At 37.9% G+C, this 22,252-nt stretch carries 19 protein-coding genes; 3 read left to right on the top strand and 16 right to left on the bottom strand.

What is annotated here, in order from left to right:
* Positions 1–6: 6 nt before the first annotated feature.
* The 11 genes from sctV to BVC89_RS03360 form a co-directional block, all read right to left on the bottom strand.
* Entirely contained in the window at positions 7–2,094 is a 2,088-nt protein-coding gene (sctV, locus tag BVC89_RS03410; RefSeq protein WP_086929857.1) for a type III secretion system export apparatus subunit SctV, read from the bottom strand.
* Positions 2,095–2,700: 606 nt separating this feature from the next.
* Entirely contained in the window at positions 2,701–3,060 is a 360-nt protein-coding gene (locus BVC89_RS03405; protein ID WP_086929856.1) for a hypothetical protein, read from the bottom strand.
* A gap of 731 nt (positions 3,061–3,791) precedes the next feature.
* Entirely contained in the window at positions 3,792–5,852 is a 2,061-nt protein-coding gene (gene sctC / locus BVC89_RS03400) for a type III secretion system outer membrane ring subunit SctC (RefSeq protein WP_086929855.1), read from the bottom strand.
* Positions 5,853–5,904: 52 nt separating this feature from the next.
* Positions 5,905–6,129 carry a hypothetical protein gene (locus tag BVC89_RS03395; protein WP_086929854.1) on the bottom strand — a complete coding sequence of 75 codons (225 nt, stop codon included), beginning with the start codon at positions 6,127–6,129 and terminating at the stop codon, positions 5,905–5,907.
* A gap of 327 nt (positions 6,130–6,456) precedes the next feature.
* Positions 6,457–7,146, bottom strand: a complete 690-nt coding sequence (locus BVC89_RS03390) for an HrpE/YscL family type III secretion apparatus protein (RefSeq protein WP_086929853.1) — start codon at positions 7,144–7,146, stop codon at positions 6,457–6,459.
* Between the two features lie 17 nt (positions 7,147–7,163).
* Positions 7,164–7,760: a hypothetical protein gene (locus BVC89_RS03385; protein WP_086929852.1), complete on the bottom strand. Its 597-nt coding sequence runs from the start codon at positions 7,758–7,760 to the stop codon at positions 7,164–7,166.
* Positions 7,761–7,767: 7 nt separating this feature from the next.
* Positions 7,768–8,574: a type III secretion system inner membrane ring lipoprotein SctJ gene (gene sctJ / locus BVC89_RS03380; RefSeq protein ID WP_086929851.1), complete on the bottom strand. Its 807-nt coding sequence runs from the start codon at positions 8,572–8,574 to the stop codon at positions 7,768–7,770.
* A 122-nt stretch (positions 8,575–8,696) separates the two neighbouring features.
* Positions 8,697–8,912 carry a hypothetical protein gene (locus BVC89_RS03375; protein WP_086929850.1) on the bottom strand — a complete coding sequence of 72 codons (216 nt, stop codon included), beginning with the start codon at positions 8,910–8,912 and terminating at the stop codon, positions 8,697–8,699.
* Between the two features lie 30 nt (positions 8,913–8,942).
* Complete coding sequence (locus BVC89_RS03370; protein ID WP_086929849.1) at positions 8,943–9,278, bottom strand: EscI/YscI/HrpB family type III secretion system inner rod protein; 336 nt, start codon at positions 9,276–9,278, stop codon at positions 8,943–8,945.
* Positions 9,279–9,344: 66 nt separating this feature from the next.
* Positions 9,345–9,611: a hypothetical protein gene (locus tag BVC89_RS03365; RefSeq protein ID WP_086929848.1), complete on the bottom strand. Its 267-nt coding sequence runs from the start codon at positions 9,609–9,611 to the stop codon at positions 9,345–9,347.
* 225 nt (positions 9,612–9,836) lie between these two features.
* Positions 9,837–10,229: a type III secretion system chaperone gene (locus tag BVC89_RS03360; RefSeq protein WP_086929847.1), complete on the bottom strand. Its 393-nt coding sequence runs from the start codon at positions 10,227–10,229 to the stop codon at positions 9,837–9,839.
* Between the two features lie 458 nt (positions 10,230–10,687).
* Between BVC89_RS03360 and BVC89_RS03355 the strand changes: the two genes are divergently transcribed.
* The 3 genes from BVC89_RS03355 to BVC89_RS03345 all read left to right on the top strand — a co-directional run bounded on the left by BVC89_RS03355 (position 10,688) and on the right by BVC89_RS03345 (position 13,962).
* A complete protein-coding gene (locus BVC89_RS03355; RefSeq protein WP_086929846.1) occupies positions 10,688–11,254 on the top strand; it encodes an RNA polymerase sigma factor in 567 nt (188 codons plus the stop codon).
* Between the two features lie 311 nt (positions 11,255–11,565).
* Positions 11,566–11,865 carry a hypothetical protein gene (locus BVC89_RS03350; RefSeq protein ID WP_086929845.1) on the top strand — a complete coding sequence of 100 codons (300 nt, stop codon included), beginning with the start codon at positions 11,566–11,568 and terminating at the stop codon, positions 11,863–11,865.
* Positions 11,866–12,312: 447 nt separating this feature from the next.
* On the top strand, positions 12,313–13,962 hold the full coding sequence (locus BVC89_RS03345; RefSeq protein WP_086929844.1) for a hypothetical protein: 1,650 nt from the start codon (positions 12,313–12,315) through the stop codon (positions 13,960–13,962).
* Between the two features lie 111 nt (positions 13,963–14,073).
* On the opposite strand, the gene BVC89_RS03340 is transcribed toward BVC89_RS03345, so the two are convergent.
* From BVC89_RS03340 to rarD, 5 genes are all read right to left on the bottom strand, one after another.
* Positions 14,074–15,180 carry an efflux RND transporter periplasmic adaptor subunit gene (locus BVC89_RS03340; protein WP_086929843.1) on the bottom strand — a complete coding sequence of 369 codons (1,107 nt, stop codon included), beginning with the start codon at positions 15,178–15,180 and terminating at the stop codon, positions 14,074–14,076.
* A 43-nt stretch (positions 15,181–15,223) separates the two neighbouring features.
* A complete protein-coding gene (locus BVC89_RS03335; RefSeq protein ID WP_086929842.1) occupies positions 15,224–18,346 on the bottom strand; it encodes an efflux RND transporter permease subunit in 3,123 nt (1,040 codons plus the stop codon).
* Positions 18,347–18,867: 521 nt separating this feature from the next.
* Positions 18,868–19,677: a LytR/AlgR family response regulator transcription factor gene (locus BVC89_RS03330; protein WP_086929841.1), complete on the bottom strand. Its 810-nt coding sequence runs from the start codon at positions 19,675–19,677 to the stop codon at positions 18,868–18,870.
* Complete coding sequence (locus BVC89_RS03325; RefSeq protein ID WP_086934493.1) at positions 19,674–20,768, bottom strand: sensor histidine kinase; 1,095 nt, start codon at positions 20,766–20,768, stop codon at positions 19,674–19,676. Before BVC89_RS03325 ends, BVC89_RS03330 begins: the two co-directional genes overlap by 4 nt.
* Positions 20,769–20,991: 223 nt before the next feature.
* Complete coding sequence (rarD, locus tag BVC89_RS03320; RefSeq protein WP_281260992.1) at positions 20,992–21,867, bottom strand: EamA family transporter RarD; 876 nt, start codon at positions 21,865–21,867, stop codon at positions 20,992–20,994.
* Positions 21,868–22,252: the final 385 nt, after the last annotated feature.

The raw sequence follows: 22,252 nt of genomic DNA, 5'->3' as shown, positions 1-22,252 counted from the left end.
GGCAACCTAAATACTAGCGACAGGCTTAATATCAATTGTTGGCACCATTTCGGAATACGAAAGTACCGGAACTTTAAAAAAGTCATTTTTAATAAATTCTCTTAAATATTTTCGAAGATCCTGAGCCACAACCATTACAACAGGTTTAATGTCTTTTTCAACATTACTCAATTGATCTTTTAGATTTTGAAGAAGACCATCTCTCTCATCTTGGGAAAGGGAAAAAAAACCGCCAGTCGAAGTTTTTCGAATTGCACCTCTAAGTAACTCTTCTGTTTCAGTATTTAACAAGCAAACATGCATTGTATTCATCGGCGATAGTTCTTGACATATTTGTCTAGATAAGACCACTCGTACCGACTCGGTCAGGACTTCGATATCTCGTTCTACAGCAGCTTGATCGACTAAAGTTTCAATAATTTTTCTCATAGGTCTTATAGAAACGTTTTCTGACACTAGATTTTGAAGTACTTCAGAGAAGCGCGATATTGGTAACACTCGTGCAAGCTCTTTATTTAACTCTGGATACTCATTATCGCTCCATTTCAATATTATATTAGTTTCTTCAATACCAATAAATTCATGTCCATATTTAAGAAGACCGGTACCAATCTTTTCAGCGGCAACTTCAAGATTATCTTTGAACTCTACTTCATTTTCTCTCAAAAGATCTTTATTTTCTACAGGCAACCAAAGTAAGCTCTCTTCCTCCCGTGAAGCTTTACCTTGCTCATATTCAAGACCTAGAGATTCTAATTTTTCACTATTAACATCATTATTATCTACCGCGATGAAGTTCATATTTGCCGTCGCAGATATAACAGCCGAATCATAAACTCGAAATTGAATTTCATCATTCTGCACATTCTTGTTCTCGATAACAATGATTGTAGGGAACATAAAGCCGCGATCAACAACGTAAGTATTCCTATATATCCTTACCTTTCTTACTATCTCAAGTATATGGGCATCGTTAGACATACCTTCAGCAACAACAATTGCCATTCTCTCACAAACATTAAACTCTCTGATGTCAGTTTCCCCATTATCAGCTTGAAGGGCTGGAGTACTTTCATTTTCTGTGCCAGCAGCATTAATTGCTTGCTTGGGTAACATTTTGGCTCCCAGCATCTGATAAGCGGCAATACCACCAACAATTCCTGATAGTAAGAAAAAGGCAAGTGTTGGCATTCCGGGTATAATACCGAATCCAAGTAGTACTATTGCAGCTAGCGCTAGCGCTCTTGGTTGACTACCAAGTTGCATAGCCAATTCTTGACCAACGTTTGAATCTTCAGAATCATCCTTTTTAACTCGTGTAATAAGCATGCCGGCTGTAAGTGATATCAACAACGCTGGTATCTGAGCTACGAGACCATCACCAATAGTTAGTATCGAGTATAGTTTTATAGATTCTCCAGCAGGCAAACCTAGCTGCATAACGCCAATAGAGAAACCACCAATTATATTAACGAGTACAATAATGATACCGGCAATCGCATCTCCTTTTACAAATTTCATCGCTCCATCTAATGCTCCAAACAACTGACTCTCTTTACCTAGATCGGCCCTTTTTTGCTTGGCTTCGGGCGCAGTAAGCAAACCGGCCCTAAGGTCACTATCGATTGACATTTGTTTTCCCGGCATAGCATCTAGGGTGAATCTAGCAGAGACTTCTGCAACACGTTCTGATCCTTTTGTAATGACAAGAAAATTCACAATCATCAAAATCAAGAAAATAACCAGGCCTACTACTAAGTTACCACCAACAACAAAATTACCAAATGTTTCAACGATACTACCTGCATCACCTTGCAATAATATAAGACGAGTCGTAGTTACAGATAATGCTAACCTGAATAGGGTAGTAATTAGCAATAAAGCAGGGAATGTTGAAAAAGCTAGGGGGCCAGGCATATACATAACCATGACGACGAGTATTGTGGATATTGTTATGTTTAAGGCAATAAGTACATCTACCAACCCTGTGGGCATAGGTAGGATCATCATAAAAATAATACCGACTACAAATACTGCGACGATAACTTCAGATCGATGGACTAAAAGCTGGACTATTTTGTTTAAAAAACTCATAAAATCACACTTAAAGCTTTGTTTTGAAAAAGATAGGTTTTATTAAATTAAGACGCACTATAGTGAAAGCGCTTAAGACTCAAATTACTTACCTAAAGTTACCGGTATGAGATGAATAATCACCTGACGAAGTATGGAGTCATTACTATTTGTGAATGAACTATATGTATAGTTCAAGTAAACATAGTTGTTTCTAGAATTATCTTGGAATATTGAATTACTATTAAAAGAATAGTAAATTTCAAAAGGGAGAATCTCGAATATTGACTTTAATTAGCAAAAACTTTTGGATCAACTAAATTATTAAACCAGAGGACTTGGTTTACCAACTTTTAGCCAATTTTTAACTAGCTATAACCACTAACATTAAATTCACTTTAGCAAATAACAGGATTAGCATTAAAGTGAACTTAATGGTTAGATTTTAACCTTCTCAAAAAAAACTGACACCTAACCCTTTAAATAGAAAACTAGATTAAACGGTAACTGGGTATTTACATCGTTTTTCGACAAGCCCTTTTCCATTGAGTAGAAAGCAAACATCGCTTCAACCTCGTCCTGAAAAGGTCAGCTATGAATCTAAAGAGCAGTTATAATAAGCGCATACTACATTTTGTTGTTTTTTTCTTCTTTCAAAAAATTCATTCCTTTATCCATTAGGTATATAATTTCCTTGCCTTCATCATCTGAATCTACAATAGCTTTTTGTATTTGTTCATAAATATTCTCTTTTTTTCCAATGTCACCAAAGTCAACATTGAGGATTTCATCACCAGTGTACGTCGATATCCTTAAAAGTTCGTCCAAATGCTCTTCAAGTTCTTTCTCAGCAATACCAGTAAGCCTTTTAAGTTCGCGAACGATATTTTTAAAATTATTGTTCATACCACTATCAACACCACTATTGAGGAATCTGGAATCGTGACCAACATAGCTACCATAGCTCTTGCGTCCAGTAATATTCATATTATGATACTCCAAAATTTAAAAAAGGCTGATACAATATGGGCAGTCCAAAATCGTAAAAATTAAACTGCCAGCATATTCGTTGGTAGACATTATTTTATTTAAGTTCCTTTTTTATAATACGCTATATCAATTTTCTACCCATATTAAAGGAGTTGCAAATATGAAAAGCAAATACCGCTAATGTAATTAAGCTTTAATTTCTAGTCAAGCTAGCAAACAGCCCTGCTGCACGATCTATACTTAATCATCGCCAAGATATCAAGGGCTGGAGGTTCGCTAACAAATAAAAATAGCTAATCCAAGGACAAGCTTTAGCTGGCATGTTGTATTTTATGCCCATATATACTAAGTATATGGCATTATTATTAGTTAATCGATCAATAGTTAGCTTCGCATGGTACTTTTAGCAACAAATAAGAGCTAAAACCAATTTTCTTTGTCAAAACTGTATAATTACCTCATTGTGAAGTTGAAACACATGATATTATTGTATAATAGATGTATATATGAAATTATTTGCATCCTGCGCAGATGAGTATTCAGGCGTTATCCAAATTTTCATATTGCCTACTCGCGAATAGTCTATATCCTTCTCAGGCATAGTGTTACATCCAGAAACTGAAAAAACAGTAGCAAAAAGTAACAGGCTATATATTAGTTTTCTCATTATAGAATACCTCTAATAAAATGTTCACTAACTGTTATTAAAAACGTTAAACAATCCAAATTTACCTATCATTAACCATATCTAGTGCGACTTTGTTACTTTCATTCATCCTTGCATACTCTAGGGCGCTAAACATGGTAGTTGATTCACCTGGAGCTAGAGCTTTCTTAGGATATAGTGAAACTCCAATTAAGCCTGCACCAATACAGGAATTCTCTTTAACGGTAACCGCTTCATCAGAACGATTCGTTACCGATCCGATATAAGCTCTTATGCCATGCCCATCTACATGGTAGCCAATCCTCGAAAAGTCAAACTCAATACCTTTTTGAAGACATTTGAATGGAAGCGCAGACTCTTTTTTATATTTCTTCATATAACCATATGGCATTTTCTGGACAGCTAGTAACTTAAATAAAGCCAGTGTTTTTTCAACATAACTTCTATTTGCATTTAGCCATCGATTTTGAATCTGTTGGACTTGGTCAGCGATTAAATTTGCACTACCTGTACTCGAAAAGTCAGCTGGGTTATGTGAAGTCTCAGATATTCTTGGTGTGAGAATGAAAAGTCTCTCCCTATTTAAAACTTTTTTCTTACGGCTAGAAAATAGATGCCCCAATATTGGTACATCGCCTACACCTGGAACTTTATTTACAGTATCTTCTGTACTATTAACATGATAACCACCTATAACGAGTGATCGACTCTGATCAATGATTGCTCGAGTACTAATATTAGTTTTTCTTATAGACGGCAGCCCATTTGATTGTACGTTTTGGATAACTTTGCCATCTTCAATCTCAACCGCAAGCCCTATTTTGGGGCTATCGATATCATCAATAGATTTCGGCGTAACATTGAGCAAAGTACCAGCTGTTACAGGTTCTACAGTCGCTACTCTCTCAGCTATATTTTGGATAAATACGGTCTCGCTCAAGTCGATAACTGCAGGCTCATTTTCCATAGTCAATATAGAGGTGTTAGCAATAATCGATGCGTCACCTCTTCCTTGCATAAGTTTGAGGTTAGCTTGGAATTGATTTAAATCATTGATCAGTACTGTAGCATTTACATTTGCCACTGGGTTGAGAGGATTAGCCTGTAGGCGATCAAAAGTTCTAAAACCACCATTCTCGCCAGTTCGTGTATTGCTGTAATCTAAATTGACGCCAATATCTTTTAGTTTTTCACGACTTATGTCTACGATAATTGCATCAATCTCGATCAAATTCCGTACTTGATCCAGCTCATCAATCAATTCTTGGTAATAATCGAAGTCTTTTGTAGCTGATTTAATTATTACGGAGTTCGTTCTGACATCCGCTTCAACACTTGCACCTTTCTTAACACCTCGCCCCATTGTTAAAAAGTTCTCAGTCTTACTACTGTCTACATCAGCTCCGATACCGGTTAACTTGGGGTTTGGTGTTGAACCTGATCGTACAAGCAGACCTTTTAATATCGTAGCAACACCTGGTATAACAGTTTTCTTTCTTCGAATTGTTATTGTGCGATCCATTACCGATGCATATTTAAGAGGAAACACATATACATTCTCATTTTTTTCCGTGCTCTTTTTTGTCGTTTTATCCTTTTGTTTTTTCCCTAAACGCTCGATCATATCGATATATCTTTTGGGGCCAGAAACCAGTACAGCTTTTTCGCCAGGCAGCTCTCCCCAGCCAAATTTTTTCTGAAATACACCCACTCCTATTAACGCTTTCTTTAATCCGTCAGATAACTTCAGACGTTTAGTATGCTGATCGGATACCGAGCTGAAATAAATTTTAGTCTTGTATACAAACCACTGGAATTTAAATTCTGTAGCAATATTATCCAAAAAGAAAATAGCATTTTCAGATCGCCTCCATCCATCACAATTGCCTGAAACACTAGCGTCTATAACAGGATCGACACTAAAACTTTTTGCAAAATCTCGGAGAACAACACTTAATGGCGTATTTTTGCATTCAATAGCATAAGCACTCTCCTTCCAAAACTTAGGCGGACTAGCCAATGCGTTTGCTGGCAATATTGTAGATAATATAATGGCTACTATAGTGCAGAATGTTGTTACCTTAAGTAATGAGTCATGTTGTTTGTTGCGACAAAATAACATATAGATCACTTCATGTTAGTATTTATTAATTGGTTCGAGTAGTTTGAATTGATTAAAACATGTCCAAAATTTTCTTGATGCCACCATAACCACCTCCCATGCTTTTAGTCATAAAATACTTTGTAACTTCCATTTTTTGGTAAGCCTCATTAAAGACTTCTAGATCTTCTGGAGATAAATCTACAAAAAAATCTGGATCATTCGTGAAACGGTAATAATCCTGCTTAGCATTATTAGCCATGTTTTCGAGCATTTCTCGTCTGCTACTACCGCTCATAATATTCACCTATGGATTAATTAAAGACATATATCTTTGTGGAAACGGGATCGGAAAGGTTCATGTGGGTAGTGCTTAAAGCTATGAAAACTAATATAGATTTAGCTGGCTTATAGCTCTTATATAAGACTTGTAGCGCTTTTAATACTCGTTAGGCATACAATGCATCCATTCAGTGCATTTTTCCTTTTATCGGGGTACAGAGATTTTATTAGTAATTCTAGATTATGTGAACTTTATGCGGCTGACTTACCAACTCTCATACATATTCTAGGTTTGTACTCTAGCATGGAGGTTGAACCATAATATCTAAATGTTTGGTAAGATTTAAAAAATGAGCGAGCTATCGTTTTTGTAACTTTGTTTTTCTTTGTCTAAGACACTATAAAGAGCTTCTATGCAACCAGAAAACTGGCTTTGATATGCACCATTTTTCACTCTTAGTTCACACTCACTACTCGATAATTTGGAACTTGTTTCAACGCTCCAATCATTATCTATCGCATATTTTGTCGCTAGCTCTTCATGCTCAGGGGATACAACAATTATTGCATTATTTTCATTCTTTGTTTTAGAGATAAGGGCTTCAATTGTTGAGCTAATCTTAAGGTCATCGTCAAAATCAGCAACAATAGTGGAAATTGCAGACTTAACAATATCAGAGCAATGCAGCTCAATCAGATCAAAATATTCATCTTGTTTATCTTGATAGTTTTTTATTTCCGTAAGAACTTGTTGCCAAGCATGAGTCTTAATATCCTCTTGTATTTTAGATTCATACTTACGAGTTTTATGCTGCTCTCTCTTTACAATTTTCCCTATCACTGAGGTAGCCTTAGATATGTATTGATCTATACCCATGACCTTAGTAATTTCATTTGCTCTGACCACATCGCCTCGTCGCCCATTAGGGTCTCGGTTAAGCGCTGCAAATGATATCTTCTTTTTTACAAAAGATTTAAGCTGATTTTCTACATGAGGTTGTTTATCAAAAATAGCCGTAGATTCAACTGTCATAATGATACTCTCAATACCTATAATTTACATACAATAATATTCCAAAGACGCTTAAGGTTTTTCAAATCTACATGGCTATATGCTGCTAGTTTAGGTAAATTAGAAAGAACACTAGACTTAAATGCTAGTTTCATACGAGGCCAAACTTCTGGACAATCGGATGATAATGCTACCTGTAGCAACCACAAACCCTTCTGATTTTTATATTGTAAATCGTCAGGAATAGGAAAACGTTGTTTTAATGCTAGCCCCTGCCCTATCTGGGAAATATAACGATATTCATCAAGAGATATATTACTCTCAGGAGCTGGTTTGGTAATATCTTTGCTATAAGCAATACTAGCCAAGCTTATTGCTTTATCTGGGTTTTCAGAAATTTTACATAATATATTTTTCCACTCAGGTTTTATTTCTCCTGAAAGGTTAGGTTCCAAGCCTAATGTATGACAAACATGAGAATAACATGATTGCCATACCATGGAAGAGCGATACTTTTTTAGAGGACTAAAATTTTCTTCTTCAAGCCAGCTGGAGTCTATATAATTATGGGGAGAATACCAAAATTTTAACCATGCTTTGTTATCTATACTTGAATTTGATTTTTGCTTTTTCATCTTGCTCTTATCCGTTCTTTCTTTTAAGAACTCTTAGAATAAGGTCTAGGAAAAACGTTCTCAGTTTACTATTTGAGAAAATTACTAAAAATATAATGGTAATGAACTGAAGAACAAAACCATACTTAATAGTCTTTGATAAAGGAACCGCATACTCTTCAGCAACAACAAACGACCCTATAAATGAATTTACTTTTCGCAGCTCAGTACATGACCTTTTAACATTACTTTCAATAAAAGAAATGGATATTTTATCAGTTTTAGCTTGTGATAACCCTGGGATACTACTTGTTACCAGCCGTCTAATACGTGGTTCAATAACGTCGGGGTCAAGATCTGGTAGATGTTTGATAAATACAGCAGCTGAAGACGGTGATATAGGCTGACCTGGAGCCACTCTCTCGGGCAAGACAACATGTACTCGCGCAACCATAATGTCATCTATCTGCGATAGCGTAAATTCTAACTCTTGAGATAGTGCATATATATAACGTGCACGTTCTTCTAAAGGTGTAGAGATTACGCCCTCTTTCTTAAAGATTTCACCAATTGAAGTTTGACTTCTATTAGGCAATCCTTTTTCTTTTAAGATAGCAACTGAACGCGCCATATCTTTCTCGTTAATTTGAACCGAGATTCCTTTTTTTTCTGTTATCTTTTTTGCATCAATACCTTGATCAATAAGTGTAGCAACTACTTCATTTGCATCTCTTACCGAAAGATCATCAAAAAGAGCAATTCTTTTTTCACCACATGCTACCAACAGCAAGCTTAAAAATGATATACTCAATATATTAACTATTTTTTTTATCATAAGCGATAGACACACAAAAGAAGTTAAGGTACTGTAACGGAAGCTATATTAGAGGGAAATACGTTAAATCCTAAGGCTATAACTGTACAAATATTAACACTAAAAAACCATCACATATAAATCTACCAGTTAATATTACTACCCTCTTTCAATACTTTAGATAAAGTATTATTTTCCGATTCTCGCTTCATAAAATTCAAACCATTAAGTAGCGACTTAAACAGTGTCTGTGCGGCTACGTCAAGTGTCTCATCTGAAGCTGAAGATGTTGCCTCGGCAAACTCACTATGCTTATCACCGTAGTTGCCAAAACTGGAATACTCGTTTCGTCCATACATATCAGAACCCCTAATTGTTAGCTAAAATTTTTATTGTAAATTGGTTAATTTATCAATTGCTGACTGCGATTTTTGAGCAACTTTGGCGACCATAGTTGTATAAAGATAATAATCAGACATATTTCTCGTTGCTTTTATAACATCCTTAGTTTCGGCAGTTCGAATAGCTTTATCTACGCTATCTTCATATACTCTCTTTTTGTCCAATAATGCATTAGAAAGCTGATCAAGAGGGTCAAGAGCAAAATCATCTTCCATCCAAGAATCAAATAATTGAAAATCCTGATCCGAATATTCGTCTACATCACTATCGATCAATGATTGGTCTGATTGATACAAATCCACATTGTAATGATTATTTTTCATGATTCTTACCTACTTTCTGATATATAGCTCTATAGGCACCTATAGAGCTATATAGCGCTTGTAACATTAGAAGTTAAGTTTTGCTGCTCCACCAGCTTTTTCCATAATTTGACGATCCGTTGCCATGGTCATATCGTTTCTTTGAACTTTAGACGCACGAGCAAACTCTTTCATTGCATGAGCAGTGTTTTTCTCACTTTCTTGGTTGGTAAAATTTCGAAAAGCATCATGGCCGTTTGTATCAACCGCGCCGGTCACTGCTTGAAGTGTTCTACCAACATTCATACCACCTGAAAAGAAGTTGCTAAGACCTGTAATACCTGAATTTAACATAATATTCCTACCTTTTTTTAGTTAAAATAACATTGTTGTTACATATTTTTAGTGGCTAGCGTAATTATATTTGTTCATTAAAATTTAAAAGTTTAAAAATTTAGATCAATACAATTACGATATTTTTTACGCAAGAACAAATTAATATACGTAAAAACTGGTTATCACTAATAGTTAACTATCAACTATTAATTTTTATAAAAACTTCTACTTCATATAAAAAATTTAGTGAACTATTTCTTTCACTTCATTTCTTAGCTCTATCATATTAGTGAAAACTTGCTCTAGAATATCTGCGGTAGTGCATTCTTTGGGAATTGCAAAGCATAAACGGATGCTGTTAGTCGCCTCGTGAGCAGCTGTCCAAGCTCCCTTCATTTTATCTATTTGGCCATTGAGCGTAAGCATTTGATTCAAAGCTTGAGGACCAAAAGTACCACTGTTAACATTTTCTTGAATACTTGTATGAATAACTACAAGAGCACTATCAAGTGGGCATTCCAGCCAAATATCAACGTCTTCATTTGTTGTAATGACGCTTGCACCTTCAAACATAGAGATCTCTACACCTGCTCGTCGGCCAAACTCGTTAATTTCCCAATCGATATTGTTCTGCATATTACTTTTCTCTCATATAACCATTTAAATTATTTGTTTACTTAGAGCCACTTAAGGCAAAATATGTATCTTATTAAAAATAAAAGTGGCTTAGAGCATTTATTACATATTACAATCCTTATCTTATAACGTCCTGACATTATCAAATAACCTAATAAATATCCTAAAGTCGGGTATTATTTATTATCAAAAAATCAAAACACAACCTTCTATATAACCTATAAAAACATTGTTTTATCGAACTATGTAACGCTTGCTGTAGAGTTTGTAGCAGGTCGAGGACGAAAGTTCATATGGCAGAAATATAATTTAATTAAGTCGATTGAGTTGGGTTTTATATGCTTTGATATGAACTTTCATTTAGTAGTACTACATATAAACATAAAACATAGCAATTTTTTGTAGTCGCCATCGACTTTAACAATCATTATTTAAAATGATAAAAATGAGTTAGCTTTATGCAAGAAAAAACAGACGATAACAATCGACGAGAAAATGAAACGCACCCTAAAGACATTCAAACAATAATTAAAGAGAATAGTACTTATTTATATAGGTTTATTTGTAAAAAAGTTCGCAATAAACATGATGCTGAAGATATTATGCAATCATCTCTTTTAGAGGCGGTTCGCGTCTATCATAAGTTTAGAGGTGAATCTCATGTTAGAACTTGGTTATGTGGGATCGCATACAATGTAATCAGAAACGAGTTTAAGCGACGAGCTCAAGAGGATGCAATGCTGTGTAGCGAGCCAACGTTTGAGTATGAGGGTCTGGAATCTGACTACCAGAATATGGATGAAGACCCAGCAGATACATTCGAAAGAAACAGACTTCTGCAGGATATTTCAAGGCACTATGATCGAATGACAGACAAGATTCAAGATGTTGTACATTCTCTAATAATAGAAGAAAACAGTTACCAACAGACTGCCGACTTATTCGATATCCCCTTAGGTACAGTAAGATCTAGAATGTCAAAGGCACGGGAAGTCTTTAGAGACAGACGCCAACACTTTTCATAGAATGCCAGTGTTATATTTAATTCTTTTGACTCAATTGAAATACAAAAGGATTTGTAAACTATATCCGCACGCATAATTGAATTATACATATCGTAAACACGCAAACCTCAACAAAATTTATCTAAAAGAGATTAATGATTATTAGTTTACGAGTAGAACAGCCAGCTTTCACGTCATATTTATTGAACATTTCACATATTTCTAATACTAATATAGTAAAAGGTTACATCTCTCTTTATATCCCTTGAAAATTTTGCTAGTGGGCTGAATTAGTACTAATGTCTTCACATCAATAATATGAGATTTTAATTATGTATTTTACACTGTCAGTATCTAACTTAAGTGATCGGATCTTGAGTATCGCGAAAAAAGAAGCTCATAACCAGGGCAATATTCTAAATGTTGTGGATTCCATGGGCTCTTTGCATATCTTAACTCTTTCTTGTAGTCAGCAAAGCGACTTAGCAAGTGTGATTGGCACTTTGGAAACCGGTGTTAATTCAAAGGTAATCACTGTCGAAGATAGTTCGGGAAAGAAAGTAGATTTTTGGTTAATCGAAGAAGAACAACCAGCGTTCTTCAACAGATATACACTGTCATTAGCTGTTTGATATATCCTACATATATACTCCTACTTTTCATACTAATCTTGTACGATTACCTAATATTAAGTATCGCAAATACTTAATATTAGGAATTTTCAACTCTTATTTCAGACTAATTTCTTATACTTAACATGCTAACAACGTCTTGATATGGCTCTTTAAAATAAAAAGTATTATTTTTTTATTTTAAAACGAGATGGCATTTGCATTATTTAAAAACTCAAAAACCATTTCAACTAGAAGTTCGGAAATTCTTAAGACCAATAAAAGATATATTATATTTTTTATATCAAATCGACCGTATCAAATAAATCAAAATAACTTTTAAAAAAAACAGAATTATTTGTTCTATTTTACTACTCACCTATACATTGCATCGATAGGCACTACTTATTAGATGCTCATGTAATATTTTTATGCATTTCTAATATTGAACTACGGAGATTACACAATATGAAACAGCCTGTGCCACTAGCAACATCAAACCTACCAATCATACCTTCTTTTTCAATGAATGATGGTAGTACAACTAAGACTACCACTACTACAACTACCACTACAACTACCACTACTACAGGTGGCCCTATTTCATTCGGTGGTGGCGATAGCTCTCAGGTAGCTAATTCACCTAAACAAAACCCGCAATTACAAAATGATAAAGCTACTTTAAATGCATTAGATACATTACAAAAGCCGGATAATTACAAAGCCTTACTTGGCTTTAGCGGCGAAGACGGTAAAAACGGAGTAGCGACAACTACCGGTTTATATAAAATGGCTCTAAATGGAACGCCTGAGCAACAAAAAGCAGCAAAACAAATGTTAAAAGATCCTGAAGCTCTTAAACAAATGGAGAATGGAAATTCAGGTGTTCAAACAATGAATGATGGACGTTTCGTAATGAGTGAACTGCAAAAGGCTTCTAAAGCTAAGAAAGCAGACATTGCTAAGCAAGAGGCTCCTCAGCAAACACAGCCTCAGCAGCAACCTCAGCAAGCGAAAAGTTCAGGCAGCAATAACATGATGATGATGTTATTACTTAACATTATTAAACTGTTATTAGAAATGTTGCTAGGAAAAAATGATAAAGCATCAGAAAGTGCACAGGCCCCAGCGCAAACTCAAGCACCGGCTGCCGCACAACCAAATAACGGTGATCTAGCGCCAACGACACAAAATAAGGCTAAATTCGGAGACCACCTTAAAAATAACTTTGACAAGTTTGCAGATAAAAATGGTCATATAACGCCTGAAACTTTACAAAAAATGGCAACTGAAGGCTCAGGTGAAGACAAAAAAGCCGCTCAATTCTTTTTAGCTAACCCAGATGCTTTAAGGGAAATGGATAATGCCCACCCTGGAGTAAAACCAGGTAGTGCAGCATTTGATGATGGCAAAATTAATAAAAATGATGCGACTATGTTTGCAGATAAATATGCAGGCGCTATGGCTAATCAAGCAAGAGAAGCTGTGGACAAAAACTTTGGTACTGCAGGCAATTCCAGCCCAACAGCTGTCTCAGATGCTATCAAAGCCGCTATGAAACCTGCAGCACCTAGCCTAGAAAAGACTGCGGATATGGCTACACATTTAAGCGATAACTTCGATAAATTTAAAGGTAAGGATGGTTTTGTTACTCCAGAGAGTTTACAGAAAGTAGCGACAGAAGGGACTGGAAAGGATAAAGAAGTTGCTCAGTTTTTCTTAAAGAACCCTCAGGAACTTAGCAAAATGGACAACGCTAAGGTAACTGGTATGCATAGCGCTTACAACGATGCAAAAATAGACTCAACGGATGCAAAAATGTATGCGGATAAAGCTGTAGGTGCAGCTAAACAAGAGAAAACCAGCATGGCAGACGGCCTTGTTAAAAACTTTGACGCACTCAGTGGCGGTAAGAAATTTATCAGTAAAGAAAGCTTAATGGATGCTGCAGCTAACGGCTCAGACGAAGTTAAAAAGATCGCGGAATACTACCTAGGTAAGCCTGGAGAGCTAAGTAAAATGGATAATGCTAAAGTGACAGGCATGAGCAGTGTTTACAATGATGGTCTAATTGACAAAGCTGATGCACAAAAGTACAGAGATTCAGTAGCAGCCTAATTAGCAGTTATTGTTTAAAATGTATATATTGTCCCCTCGCTTCGAGGTGGACAATATATTTTACCCGCGCAAATTTTTACTATATTTATATCGTTGGTTAACTGAAAAGCATTAACGTGTAGCAATATCGCTCATAACGTTCACTTCTCGACCATCTTGCAAACGCTCTGCGCCGCGAATGACAACGCGATCTCCCGCTTTTAACGCACCAGACACTGAAATATTTTGATCGTTTCCTGTCCCCAGAACAACACTGATTTTTTCAGCAACATCTTTTTCATTGACACGATAAACAAATACCGTATCGTTACGCAAAACTAAGGCATCACGTGGAATAGTAACAGCAGAAACACTAGGCCCGTTGTTTAAAGATAAGCTTACTGCATCGCCAATAACCCATTCTCCATCCAAGTGAACACGCACTTCTAGCATACGAGATATTGGATCACCTACAGGAATAACACTACGAATTGTCGAATTAAAATATTTATCTTGTGCTTTAATTTTGATTTTTGAATTGGGTGTAATAAAACGGCTAACATCTACCGGGGCTCTGGCACTTATTTCAAGGGCACGGGTATTAACCAAACGTACAAGTTCTTCTCCTAACCCCACATATTCTCCCGGCTGTTGAAAACGTTCTACCACCACCCCATCGAAAGGGGCAATAATATTAGAGCGGTCAAGAAGATATTGCGTTTGCTCTTGTTGAACTTTTGCAAGCGCAATTTCTTGTTGCAACACGTCCCTTTGACTGGTTAATTCATCAATTCTAAACTCTGCTGTACTACTTGTTTGGGCGAGGCTTAACGTTCTATCTAATTGCTTTTGTGCAAAACCCAAGCGAGACTCTAAACGTGCTAATTCAGCCTTATCTCGACGTAGTTGCAGCTGTAACTGATGCTCATTAACCCGGGCGACGGTATCGCCTTTTTTTAGGATATCACCAACTTCAGCCACGAAGTGGAGAACACCTGTCACTTCGGAGGCGATATTGGAATCTTCTCGGCTGATAACAGAGCCGGGCACCCATACTTGTGGTGAGACTTGCGTAGTTTTTGCCAGCGCAATTTCTACCACCGCAGGTGATGACGAAGGTTGAGCAAAAGAAATATTACTGACCATAAATGCAGCAGTTCCAATCGAAAGTGCTATATTTAAGGCCGGAACCTTCGGTTGTATATATTGTTTTATAGCGTTTATCATTTTAACAATCACGATCAATTCCTGTTATCCATTAATAGGCAGCATATTTTGGTGATCAAGCCACCACTTCCAGTTTTCTCTTTTCTATCGTTGGATCTTTCGGGTCACCACTGGAAATTAATTTTGGGGATGACTCACCCATTCGTAAAAAGCAAGGAAGTAAAACTAATGTAAATATGGTGCTTATACTCATTCCACCGACAATTACGGCAGCTAGGCCTCGATAAATAACACTGCCTTCGCCGGGCATAATAAGTAAAGGGAGCATACCGAAAATACTGGTCAGAGTACTCATAAAGATAGGGCGTAAACGCAGGCGCAGAGCCTGCTCCACAGCATGGTGCCTGCTAACACCTTCACGCTCAGCACTACGCGTTTGATGTACCAATAAAATGGCATTATTAACAACCAGCCCGAGAAGAATAATAAAACCTATCATGGTCAACAAATCGAGAGGTTGAAAGCTAATCAAGTTAAGTAATTGAAGAGCAATGACGCCACCGACTGTTGCTAATGGCATCGCAAGTATCACCAGCAAACTATCTTTCAGAGAACGAAAGAGTGCACTCATCAGCAAGAATAAAATACCGAGTGCAACAAAGAAGTTCTCAGACATGGTCGCCAGAGCTTTTTTCAAACTATCTGCGCTACCACCGTAATGAATATTCCCATCTTCAGGTAAGGCCGCCACAATTTTAGGCGCGACCTCTGTTTTTATAATATTGAGTGCTCTTTCTAAGGACATATTTTCAGGTGGAGAAACAATCAAGGTGGTGGTACGACGACGATCAACACGATTAATACGGTCCGGCCCTACAGTGCGCGTCACATCAACTAACTCATTTAAGGGCACAACACTGCCATTGGCCGTAGCAATTGGTGTAGTACCTAAAGCTTCAGGATTAGGCCATTTCTTCGCTTTTAAAATAATATCTAATCGTCTAACACCATCGAAGTATTCACCCACATACATGCCGTTACCCATAGTGCGGACAACACTAGCTATTTCACGACGGCTCCATCCCTTTTCTTGAATGCTGCGATCGTTAGGTAGCAAGCGCAGCTCGGGCTCAGCTTGCTGTAGGCTGGGTTCAGGCCGTACCTGAGCTTCTGGTAAAGCTTCATTTAACCACCCCATCGCATCTCGGGCTAAAGAGCGCACAGCTTCTGTATCGCGACTTTGAATATGAATCGGAATTGAGCGGTCACCCCCAAAGCGACCAAATAAATTCCCCTGAGCACTAAAGGCTCTGACATCTGGAATATCAGCGGTAATTTCTTCTTTAATTACTTTTTCTAACATCCCTACTTTGGACTGATCTTTTACTCTTGCCCCCATGCTTCCGCCGGTGCCACCAGGCCAGACAAAAATATAGTAATTTTTTAGTGCAGGTTCCTTCACACCGTCCATATACGGCTGCATGCGCTCTTCTATTTTTGCGATAACATCTTTTTCAATAACATCAATATTGGTAGCCGGTGGGTATTGAAAGAAAGTATCTACCGCATCACGTTTTACCGGCGGCAAATAATCAAGCTCTGGGAGCAATAGGTACGTCAATAAGGCTGGGACTGCCATTAATCCCCCAATTAATGCCCAGCGCTTACGTGCGGTACTCGTTAAAGCCATAACTAGCGAAGTGATCTTATGCCATGTGGCTTCATGATGATCTTTTAACTTAGCTTCTTTAAGCCACTGCTTTGATGCCAAAGGCACCACTGCCACAGCCACAATTAAAGAGATAACAACAGCAATAGCAATGGTGAGTGCTAGATCCCCGAAGAGTTGTCCTTCGATGTCTTTTAAAAATACTACCGGAACAAAAATCGCCACAGTGGTGGCAGTAGAAGCAAGTAAAGCTCCCCACACTTGATTAGCGCCTTTAAGTGCCGCATCCATGGGTTGCTCGCCCTTTTCCCTTAAACGCACGACATTTTCAAGTACCACAATCGCTGCGTCCAATACCATACCCACAGCAAAGGCAAGGCCAGCCAGAGAGATCACATTCAACGTGCGCCCAACAAAACTCAGAACGATAAAAGTTCCAAGTAGAGAAATCGGAATCGCCATGGCAACAATCAAGGTTGCACGGAAACGTCGTAAGAACCACCATAAGACGCCGACTGCAAGAAAGACTCCGGCAAATAAATTACCTGTAACAAGGTTGATGGCGCGATAAATAAACACTGAAGCGTCGAAGGACTGTTGCATATCAAGTCCCTTAGGCGCGAGCACGTCTTCTCTGATTCTCTCTACTTCAGCTTTGACTCGCGTTAAGGTTTCAAGAACATTAGCACCGCTCTGTCTGTCAATTCTAATACCGATGGCAGGGTTGCCATTTTGTCGGCCGAGGCTATTACGTTCGATATGCTTAACTTCAACATCGGCAATATCCCCTAACAAAATAGGACGACCATCTCGCCAGTCAAGCACCATAGCACTTAGCTGTTCGGGGGTAAATCGCCCCGCAAAGCGCACCATGTAGCGACGGCGTTCGACATTAACAAAGCCTGCTGAAATATCTTCCGACTGCCCCAAAGAAGCGGCAACCGAAGGAATGGAAATGTTAAGCTGAGCAGCTCTTTGGGGATCAAATTCAATTACTAACTCCTGTGCACCAGCATCGTTACCACCGCCAACACTGACTCTAGAAACTCCTGATATGGCTTCGATTCGTGGCCGGATGACATTTTCAGCAAAGGGTACATAATCTTCAATTGACTGATCATTGCCTGGTAAAACTTGTAGAAAAAACCATGTCAGTGCAGGAGTACCGCCACCTCCGCCACCTAAAGATACGGTAGGAGGATTAGCATCCCTTGGTAATGGCGGTAGTCTATTCATTCGACTAATAACACTGAGCATGGCCTCCTGCATGTCGGTATTAATATCGAACTGGAGATTTATCCAAGCAAATCCACTATTGGCATTTGCGGACATTTCTTTTACACCCGGCAGACCTTGCAGCACGTCTTCAATAGGCTCGACAATCTCTGACTCTACTTCTTTGGGAGAGGCGCCACGCCAACCAGTTTGAATCGATATCTGAGGATTCTCGATATCAGGAAATAACTGAATAGGTAATTTACTTAGGCTGAATACCCCGAAAAATAATAGAATGGCAACCCCTACAGCGGCTGCGGCAGGATTTTTTAACGCACTTGCAGTCAAGCTCATTGGGCTCAACCCTCCACTACAAGGAAGTTAACTAGAAATTATTTCATAACAATAACACTCAAAAATATGAAATAACGTCGAATAAGATTTGATGGAGCTGAATCACAGCTGGAAAAATTATTTTCACTTATATCTATGTTGTTCGTATGACAAAATAGAATGATGAAGTTCCATTAAAGGGCCTTTATTCATTATTAATGGGCAAAGATTAGAATCTTTATCTAAAGGGCACCAATGATTCAGCTCTGGAAGTATAGACTTTAGCAAAGTACAAGAGATCCAATCGCAAATATACGATTAGTGGATAAGGAGATGCGTTAAAGCGTCGATGAAAGGAATGACCTGCCGATTCTTATAGCGTTTATTCTACTTTATTGCGTTTTAATTGCTTCTAATCTATAAGCGAGATAACCAGGCTATTAATCCTCAGCCTGGAAAATGCCAACCAAATTAAGAGCATTTGAACCAACACTTAGATTCCGCTAGAAGTCCATCTCTAACTTTTTAGATTTCTGTTAGCCCTACAAAAAATGTTTTACTTTATCTTTAAATGTTCGACTCATCTTTAAGCGCGCACCACACTCCAGCATCAAGTAGTATTCACCATTCATATGGGAACAAACCTGCTTTACCTGATTTAAATTGACAATAGTTGAACGGTGGACACGCTGAAATACGTCTGGGTCTAATTGAGCTTCAAGTTGTTTCATGGTGATACGCATAATATGTATGTTATCGCCAACATGAACACACATATAATCGCCGGCAGCGTCGATCCAATTAATATCCTGAGTTTTTACGATGGTGACATTACTGCCATCTTTAATAGATATTTTATCTGAATATTGTTGTTTTGGCTCGCTGTGCTCATTTAACAGATCATCTACATTACCAGGCTTTTTACCGGTTATATCGCCAATAAGGTCGAGCAATTTTTCTTTATCCGATAAAGCGCCTTTTTCCTGTTGTTTTGCGCGAGCTTTTTCAACTGCCTGTTGTAAACGTTCTTCCTCAACCGGTTTTAAAATATAGTCGACGGCATGCACATTAAAAGCGTCAACAGCGTACTGGTCGAATGCGGTCACAAACACCACCATAGGCATATCGTCGCCCTGCATACCTTTAACCACATCGAAGCCATCGAGACCAGGCATTTGAATATCCAAAAACATCAGCTTTGGTTGTTTTTCGATAATCATATCCAAAGCATCCCGACCATTAGAACATTCACCAACAATAGTAATATCGTCAAATTCTTGTAAGCGAATTTTTAACCCTCTTCTTGCAAGAGACTCGTCGTCAACAATTATAGTGGTAATGGGTTCTTTCACTTAGCGGCCTCCGGCACGTGGGTTTCATATGGAATACGTATACTAATCTTTAAACCATTTGGCTTAATATTACTAAACTGACAGGCGTGATCAGCAGCGTATATTTCTGCAAGTCTCTCTTTAAAGTTGCATAAGCCAACACCTTTAAATGCGGGTAATTTGTTATCGACCATTTCAATACCAGGGCCATCATCGGCAACTTCAATCAACAACTCTCCAGCAAATACTTTTGCAACCAAAGAAATAGTACCGCCGCTTTCGTTTTTGGAAACGGCATATTTTATTGAGTTCTCCACTAATGGCTGCAAAAGCATGCTGGGAATCAACCCCGCGCGCGCCTTATCATCGACATCAAAGTTAAGCCTCAGGCGCTCCTCAAAACGGACCTTTTCAATATTTAGATACAGTTCAAGAGCAACAATTTCCTGAGCAAGTGTCACTTTTTGCATCGGGTCATTTTCTAAGGAGTAACGCAAAAACTTTGACAGCTCTGTGACCATAGTATTGGCCACCCTGGTCTGACTCTCAAGAATTAAGGTAGAAATTGCGTTGAGTGTATTAAAAAGAAAATGTGGATTAAGTTGGTAGCGAAGCATCTTCAGTTGAGCTTGATGGGCCATCGCCGTTGCTTTTAAAGTGCGTCGTCTCTCTTCTTGTAACATTTGGTAGTACTTAATACCGAAATATAACGCCGCCCAGCTTAATAAAATAAAAAAGGAGTAGGTATACCAGGCAATATACTCCGATATCACATCAACATGCTCTGGCTGACCAACGCCTTCCCGAAAAGCAATCATCTTGATATAAGCCCAGAGCCCTGTAGCAACAGCAACAACAAGCAGGGAATATAAGCTTCTTGCAATTGGAGCCATATTCCAAAAACGACGATAACAGGCCCGCATCACCAAGCTGAGTATGAGACCAAAAACGGTGGCAAAAGCTGCATAAAACACTTGAAACATTAGGTTCTTTTGCCATAAGAAAGCACTTAGTGAAACGAAAAAACCGTAACCCAACCAGCCGAAAAGGTTAAGTGCCCAAAATTGGTAGGCCCGCTCGGACATGAGCTTCTGCGTCAATGTTTTCAACATATGCATTAAGCTATAAATCTAATGTGATTTGGTGAAGTTTTAGCCATAGTATCTTGTGAAAGCTACCATCATTGTATCGACACAACACACGTTGTTGAGTCCTCTAAATTTAATATCAATAGTATATGGCATCTCGTGGTAGATAGGTGAGGCATTATCGCACCACATCAACGGTTTACCTTGTTTCTAACGCTAAGCTACCGGACTGGCCAACACACTCAACTCACGATGTTGAAACATAAGCGAGAGATCTTTTCTTCATTGTCTTTCGTATGGAATTGAAGATAAGCAGAAGCAAAGCTAGCCAAATGAATATGAAGGTTAACAATCTCTCAATTCTGAGGGTTTCATCGTAAACCATGACTGCTAGTAGAAAGATGCTAGTGGGAACAATGTACTGAAAAAAGCCCATTGAGGTTAAGCTGATTCGGTTGGCCGCCGCAGCGAAGAATATCAGAGGCACCGCCGTCACAGGCCCAGCCATTAAAATCAAGACACTATGCTGCCAACTAAAACTAGTGAAATCTAGGCTTGGACTATCACTAAATATTAAATAAGCCAGAGCAAAAGGAAAAAGTAAGCCGGTTTCAACGGTCAAACCGGTCAAACTATCAAGACCCAGTTTTTTTCGCACCAAACCATAGGATGCGAAAGAAAATGCAAGAATAAGCGCCACAAGGGGCAAGCTACCAAAAGTAAATAACTCTAACACTACCGCAAACAAGCACAGTCCTGCAGCACACTTACTGAGAAAGTCTAACTTTTCCCTTAAAAAAAGCATGCCAAATAAAATACTAAACAAAGGATTTATAAAGTATCCGAGACTAGCACTGAGCAGTAAATTGTTGTGTACGGACCAAATAAAAATACCCCAATTGATCGCAATTAATATGGTGGATAGCGCTAGCCCTACTAGTATTCTTGAATTACCCCATATGCCCTTAAAACGATTATATCGTTTGAATAAAAAGACGATTGCTACTAGAAATAACGTTGCCCCTAAAACTCTGTGCGCTAGGATCTCAGTAGCTGAAATAAAACTTAGCGCTTTAAAATAGACAGGCGAAAGAGCCCACAAAATGTAAGCAGAAATAGCCAATAAAACTCCTTGAAAAGGCGGACTTAAAAAACTCAAAACGACTTACCATGTATATAATGTTTGAATAGGATGTGACCAACACCAGCGTGATCAATAAAGCTTAATAACACTTCGAATATGCCTTTCAACGGTTTGTGTATTCATACTGACGCAAGCATATTGCAATATCATTTATTATGCTTTTTTATAACGATATGATGTGTTTATACCAATGAATGCAACAGAATACTCACATTTAACATAGATTGGTATCTTCACGCTATATTCATACTCGATGAAATAGCATTAGCTGCCAAAAATTATGTAAAACTTCACCCTAACGTATATTGTCTAAAAACGTTTGCATATTTGCATAAGATAAACGAAAGAGAACGAGCTAAGCGAG

It is taken from the genome of Agarilytica rhodophyticola (assembly GCF_002157225.2).
Classification (GTDB): domain Bacteria; phylum Pseudomonadota; class Gammaproteobacteria; order Pseudomonadales; family Cellvibrionaceae; genus Agarilytica; species Agarilytica rhodophyticola.
The sequence above is the reverse complement of the archived record's forward strand: the minus strand, read 5'-3'. Positions and strand labels throughout refer to the sequence as shown.